The sequence below is a fragment of the Coriobacteriia bacterium genome (assembly GCA_034370385.1).
Classification (GTDB): Bacteria; Actinomycetota; Coriobacteriia; order Anaerosomatales; family PHET01; genus JAXMKZ01.
Genome location: JAXMKZ010000064.1, coordinates 1 through 1,226 on the forward strand (window position 1 = coordinate 1; position 1,226 = coordinate 1,226).

2 protein-coding genes are annotated in these 1,226 nt (G+C 62.9%); both read right to left on the minus strand.

Going from position 1 to position 1,226, the window contains the following annotated elements; translation table 11 throughout:
• Positions 1 to 241 (minus strand): AbrB/MazE/SpoVT family DNA-binding domain-containing protein (locus tag U1E26_12765; protein MDZ4170504.1); only part of this gene is annotated, 241 nt, incomplete at its 3' end.
• 118 nt (positions 242 to 359) lie between these two features.
• Positions 360 to 989, minus strand: coding sequence for a hypothetical protein (locus tag U1E26_12770; GenBank protein MDZ4170505.1), 630 nt, complete (start codon positions 987 to 989; stop codon positions 360 to 362).
• Between the last annotated feature and the right edge of the window lie 237 nt (positions 990 to 1,226).

A 1,226-nucleotide genomic window follows, 5' to 3' on the forward strand; every position in this document is an offset into this window, starting at 1 on the left:
CCTCGCGGCCAGCCGGAGGACCCCAGTCGAGCTCTTCAGGCTCGTAGTCTCGCGGAATCCGTGCGACCAGCTGTTCAAGGTCGAGTCCGCCACGCACGCGACGTGCAGGAGTGATGACGAGCGAGCCGTCATGGACGCTGACGTCTACCGCGTCGCCCACGTCGATCCGGACGTCTGTGAGCAATTCCTTGCTGAGGCGAAGACCCTGGCTGTTGCCCCATTTCTGGACTTTGGTGATCATGCCGCACCTCCAATGGATAGCCGAAGTATATCCATCGCGATGCTAGTCCGTCAAGGTGCGCCTGTAGCGCTAACGTGTGTGGCATGACCCGCAAACCGCGGCCCATCCACGTCTCAACTCAGACTAGCTCACTGCCGCGGTTTGTCGGTGTCGATGCCATTGTTAGGTGCCCCCGGTTGAGCCGGGCGTGCGCGAGCATAACGCACGCCGCACCCGCCCACGCCGACATGCCCACCGTCGGCGACGCGAGAACGGCGACGCTGCCCGCCATCGCGTCAGCACCACCCAAGTCGGTCAGCGCGTAGGTGAGCGGCTCCGCCCAGATGGTTGCCCCCGCCACGGCGACCCACCACAAGAGCCAGACTCCGAGCAGTGGAGCATCCGAGCGCGCCCTGAGGACGATACTGCCGAGGAGGACGACTATGCTAGGCCCCCACAGCAGCGTGTAGACACCCGCACCGGAGATCCCGACCCCCGTGACCTCGAAGACCGGGAGCAGCAGAATTACGACGGCCGCTGCCACGATGAGACTCACGATCAGCGTCGCGAGGATGAGCAGAGCTCTGATCAATGGACCAGTACCCTGTGTGAGCCACAGGCACAGTGCCGCTGGAAAGACCACGATGAAGACGTAGTACGGCCACTGTGCCAAGTTCGAGAGCGCTGCAGTCACCGCCATACCGAGAAACGCTGCGAGAAGAGCGACCGGTCCGGCAACGGCCGCACGAGCTCTGTTCGCGTGCTCCATGCGTCCCCCTCACTCAGGTGCACCTAACGTGTTTGCGCATAACCTGTGCGCCGTGCGCTTTCAGGATAACCGAGCGTTCCTGCGCATCAGGTTGATGCGCTTGTTAGATGCCGCGGATTCAGATACTAAACGCAACACCCCCACCCGATGAGGGTGGGGCGGTCTGGGACACTCACGGTTCCTCCCTACCGCCAAGCAAAGGGGAACCGATGCATGCCCAGATCACCCTGGAAGAAC

Excerpts from the sequence above, each read along its gene's own strand:
- U1E26_12770 (MDZ4170505.1), bottom strand. The coding sequence starts at position 989 with ATGGAGCACGCGAACAGAGCTCGTGCGGCCGTTGCCGGACCGGTCGCT.